This is a genomic window from Stenotrophomonas sp. 05L44_2 (genome assembly GCF_056665995.1).
Genome location: NZ_JBFTNR010000271.1, coordinates 1 through 5,002, shown reverse-complemented (window position 1 = coordinate 5,002; position 5,002 = coordinate 1). Strand labels below are relative to the sequence as shown.

Sequence of the window (5,002 nt, the reverse complement as noted above, 5' to 3'; positions counted from 1 at the left end):
GATAAGGCTTGGCCGCGGCATCCATGCCGCGGACACCCCGCAATCCGACACCGCCCCGCCTTCGACAGGTTCCCGGTGACGGCTTGATTCGTTCCGGTAGATCCACGCCATGCGTGGATGGAAGCATCCGTAATCTGTCTGGAGAAGAGCCCCCTTGTTGTTCAAGGGGGCGGGGAAGGTGAAATGCGTGGACACGCCAGCGCGCCACAGGCGCGATGGCGTGTCTTGGGTACGTCATTGCTGCGGATTATCATGGGCGGATGACTTCCGTACGCCTGACCTGCACGCTGGCGCTGCTGCTGCCCCTGGCCGCATGCACCACCACGCCTTCGCCTTCGACAACCATCGCTGCACCTGCTGCGGAGGCGAATACGCCGCCCGCCAGCCCGCCGAAGCTGCTGTTGATCTCCATCGACGGCCTGCGCGCCGATGCGTTGGATCGCGGCCTCACCCCGAACCTTCAGCGGATCATCGATGGGGGCGTGCGTGCGCGCTGGATGACGCCCTCCTATCCCTCGCTCACCTTCCCCAACCACTACACACTGGTCACCGGCCTGCGTCCGGACCACCACGGCATCATCAACAACAGCATGGACGATGCTGCGCTCGGTCGCTTCGCGCTGCACGACCGCGCTGCGGTGACCACCAGCGGATGGTGGGGCGGCGAACCGATCTGGGTCGGTGCCGAGAAGGTCGGTGTGCGCACCGCCACCACCTCATGGCCGGGCAGCGAAGCCGAGATCCAAGGCACACGGCCCAGCCAATGGCGCATTTACGACGCCAAGGAACCGCTGGAACAGCGTGCGCAGACAGTGCTCGACTGGCTGTCGCAGACCGATGCCGATGCGCCGCGCCTGACCACGCTGTACATGGAGCACGTGGACAAGGCCGGCCACAACTTTGGCCCCGAATCCAGGCAGTACACCGAGGCCATCGTGCATGCCGACCAGGTCATCGGCCAGGTGCTCGATGGCCTGCAGCAGCACGGCCTGGCCGACAGCACCAACGTGATCGTGGTCTCCGATCACGGCATGGCGTCGGTGCCGGAGGGCCAGGTGATCGCCCTCGAATCAATGGTTGACCCTGCCATCGCGCGCAACGTCAGCGCAGGCCAGTCGGTCGGCTTCACGCCGGAGGTGGGACGCGAAGCAGAGGCCGAGCGTGCCCTGCTCGGTCGCCACGCACACTACGAATGCTGGAAGAAGGAGAATCTGCCGGCCCGCTGGCATTACGGCACCCATCCGCGCGTGCCGGCCATCGTCTGCCAGATGGATGAAGGCTGGGACGCGCTGACGCGCGAGAAGATCGCCAAGCGCGAGCACGCCGATCGCGGCTCACATGGCTACGACAACGCGTTGCCGTCGATGCGCGCGGTGTTCGTCGCCCGTGGCCCTTCATTCCGGCAAGGCCTGGTGATCGACGGTTTCGACAATGTCGACGTCTACCCGCTGCTGGTGCACCTGCTGCAGGTGCCGGAAGCGGCCAACGATGGCAACGCGCAGACGCTGCAGAAAACCCTGCGCTGATCGCGGCGCCATGCCCTGGCCACGGCCAAAAAAAACGCGGCGCCGAGCGCCGCGTTTTTTTTTGGAGCGGTCGGTCGGCGGATCAGCCGGCCTTGGCCACTGCCTTCTTGGCCACAGCCTTCTTCGCCGGAGCCTTGGCCACGGTCTTCTTGGCAACCGGGGCGGCGGCGCCTACGGCGACCTTGCTCGCGGTGTGCGAACGGGCGTTGCCGTAGCTGGCGTTGTAGCGCTTGCCCTTGGCGGTCTTGCGGTCACCCTTACCCATGTCTTCAACTCCTCAAATGTGAAATCTGGTTACCCCGTACTGACACGGGTTCGGCGGGGCCGCCTTGCTGGGCGCCCCCGCGCACGATCGGAAAGCCTACCACGGAGCGCCTAGTGCGCGCAGCTGGCGTCATGCACGTGGCCGTGGTTCAGGCGCAGGTTGACCAGGTGCGCGATGCCGACCAGCAGGCCGCCCAGGGTCATCACTACCGCATGCGGCACCGCGTTGTGGTGCAGCGGGTCGTACAGCACGCCGGCCCACAACGCGACCAGGCCGGGAATCAGGAACGCCAGCGCACGCAGCGCACCGTGCCGCCGATAGCCCCAGACCAGGCTGAACAAGCCCAGCAGGGTCACGAACACCACCAGCGCCTTCTCCACGCCATCGCTGAGCCAGAAGGACAGGCCAAGCGAGGGGGCAGCGGCCAGCAGCAGCGGAATGACCGCGCAGTGCACCGCGCACAGCATCGAACCGGTGGCGCCGAAGCGATCGAGCAGGTGGCGCAGGCGTGAGGGCAAAGGCATGACTTCCAGCAGGGCGGCGAATCGTTATGGAATAATATAACATCGTTTCCCGACCCGCACGGTTCCCCTCCCCCTGTCCCGCCGACGGGATTCGTGCGCCACCCGATTGATACAATGTAACAAAGGACCGCCCATGCCCTCCCGTCACCCTCGCCTCAAGCCGCATTCCCTGGCCCTGGCGCTTGCTGCGCTGCTGCCCTCCGTCGCCYTTGCGGCCTCCGACGATGATTCGCATCGTGACCGCCACCTGACCGAGCTGTCCTCGGTGCAGGTCACGGCATCGCCGCTGCAGGGTGATGCCGAATCGCTGGCGCGGCCGGTTGAAGTGCTGGCCGGTGAGCGCCTCGATGAGCAGAAGGCCGGCACCCTCGGTGACACCGTCGCCAAGCTGCCCGGCGTGCAGAGCACCTTCTTCGGCCCCGGCGTCGGCCGCCCGATCATCCGYGGCCAGGAAGGYCCGCGCGTGGCSGTGCTGTCCAACGGCATGGGCAACATGGAYGCCTCCACSGTSAGCGCCGACCATGCSACCAGCATCGAGCCGTTCCTGGCCGACCAGATCGAAGTACTGAAAGGCCCGGCTACCCTGCTGTTCGGCAGCGGCGCGATCGGCGGTGCGGTGAACGTGGTCGATGGGCGCATTGCGCGCGAACTGCCGGATCGCCCGCTCAGCGGCCGTGCCGAGCTGCGTGGCAATTCGGTCAACGACGAACGCAGCGGCATGTTCCGCCTGGACGGCGTGAGCGGCAATGTCGTGCTGCACGTGGATGGCCTGGTGCGCAATGGCGATGATTTCCGCATTCCCGGCTACGCGGTGATCGAGGGCCTGGAAGACCACCACGATGACCACGACCACGCGGGCGAGGAAGGCGAAGAGCCGCGTCGCGGCCGCCTGGACAACAGTTCCATCCGCACCCGCGCCGGTGGCGTCGGCGCCACCTGGCTGGGCGAAGGCGGCTACTTCGGCGCCTCGGCCAGCACCTACCGCACCAACTACGGCATCCCCAACGGCGCCCACGTGCATGCCGACGGCGATGGCCACGACCATGGTCACGACCACGACCATGGCGAGGAGGAGGAAGGTGAAGAGCACGACGTGCGCATCGACATGGTGCAGAACCGTTTCGAGACCAAGGCCGGCATCTACAACCCGGTATCGTTCCTGAAGAACGTCAACGCGCGCGTGGCCTACACCGACTACGAACACGTGGAGCTGGAAGCCGGCACGCCGTCCACCCGCTTCACCAACCGCGGCATCGAAGGCCGCCTGGAAGCGGTGCAGCAGCAGATCGGCGGCTGGGACGGCGCCTTCGGCCTGCAGTTCGGCAACAGCGATTTCGGCGCAAAGGGCGAAGAAGCGTTCGTGCCCGATACCGGAACCAAGAACATCGGCCTGTTCGTTCTGCAGGAAAAGCAGTTCGGCCCGTTCAAGCTGGAACTGGGCGGTCGCCACGACCAGGTCAAGCTGGACCCGACCGGCGACTACCGCCGCCGCAAGTTCGACGCCACCAACCTGTCGGCCGCCGGTATCTGGAAGCTCAACGATGCGGTCGACCTGCGCATCGGCGTGGACAGCTCCGAGCGTGCACCGACCAATGAGGAGCTGTACGCCGCCGGTGCGCACATCGCCACCCGTTCGCTGGAAATCGGTGATGCCAACCTGAAGACCGAGCGCGGCCAACGCATTGAACTGGGCATCCACACCCACAGCGAGCGCCTGGACTTCTCTGCCGCGATCTACCAGACCAGGTTCAAGGACTTCATCTACCTGGCCGACACCGGCATCACCGAGAGCCTGCCGGTGCGCACCTGGACCCAGCAGGACGCGGTGTTCAAGGGCGCCGAAGCCGAAGCGCTGGTGCATCTGTTCGAAGGCGGCGCCGGCGATTGGGACCTGCGCGTGTTCGGCGACTACGTGCAGGCCAAGCTGGACGGCAACGGCAGCCGTACCCTGGACATCGCCGTGCCGCACGGTGACCACAACCACAACTACAGCGTGGAACTGGCCAACACCGGTTACCTGCCGCGCATCGCCCCGGCCCGTGTCGGCGCCGACCTGCGCTGGGCGAAGGATGGCTGGCGTGCCTCGGTGGGCGCGGTGCGTTACAGCCGGCAGAAGGACGTTGCGCAGAACGAGGAGCCGAGCAACGGCTACACCCTGGTCGATGCGCACCTGGCCTACCGCTGGGACCGCAGCGACAGCAACAGCTACGAGTTGTTCCTGGATGGCAGCAACCTGACCAACCGCGAAGTGCGTCCGCATACCTCGCTGCTGAAGGATTACTCGCCGCTGCCGGGTCGTGGCGTCGCCTTCGGGATCCGCGCGTTCTTCTGATGAGGCATCCACGCATGGCGTGGATCTACTGAAGTGCATCCACGCATGGCGTGGATCTACTGACGTGCATCCACGCATCGCGTGGATCTACTGAAGTGCATCCGCGCGTGGTGTGGATCTACTGACTTTGACGGCGGCATGCTGTCGTTCTCTCCCGGGGGGCCAGGTTGGCCCCCCGTCTTTTTTGATGACCTCGATCGACCCTCACGCATCCGTCACAAAGATGTGCGTACGACAACAAGCGGACAATCCCGTCGCCATCTGTCTCTCGCCATCCGGACATTTGTGTCCGAAAATGAAGCCATGACCACCCAACGTGCCGATGCCGCTGCCCGCCGAGCCCTCATCCTCCCTC

4 protein-coding genes are annotated in these 5,002 nt (G+C 65.7%); 2 read left to right on the top strand and 2 right to left on the bottom strand.

Annotation, left to right across the window (positions count from 1 at the left end):
• Window positions 1-260 precede the first annotated feature (260 nt).
• A complete protein-coding gene (locus AC1VAN_RS11015) occupies window positions 261-1,526 on the top strand; it encodes an alkaline phosphatase family protein (protein ID WP_032976055.1) in 1,266 nt (421 codons plus the stop codon).
• Between the two features lie 82 nt (window positions 1,527-1,608).
• Here AC1VAN_RS11015 and AC1VAN_RS11010 read toward each other — a convergent pair whose 3' ends face one another.
• Both AC1VAN_RS11010 and AC1VAN_RS11005 read right to left on the bottom strand, forming a co-directional pair.
• A complete protein-coding gene (locus tag AC1VAN_RS11010; protein ID WP_025879339.1) occupies window positions 1,609-1,791 on the bottom strand; it encodes a 30S ribosomal protein THX in 183 nt (60 codons plus the stop codon).
• Between the two features lie 110 nt (window positions 1,792-1,901).
• Window positions 1,902-2,315 (bottom strand): MerC domain-containing protein, encoded by a 414-nt coding sequence (locus AC1VAN_RS11005; RefSeq protein ID WP_025879338.1) that lies wholly within the window; start codon window positions 2,313-2,315, stop codon window positions 1,902-1,904.
• 133 nt (window positions 2,316-2,448) lie between these two features.
• On the opposite strand from AC1VAN_RS11005, the gene AC1VAN_RS11000 reads away from it, so the two are divergent.
• Complete coding sequence (locus AC1VAN_RS11000) at window positions 2,449-4,647, top strand: TonB-dependent receptor (protein WP_480985802.1); 2,199 nt, start codon at window positions 2,449-2,451, stop codon at window positions 4,645-4,647.
• The last annotated feature ends 355 nt before the right edge of the window (window positions 4,648-5,002 follow it).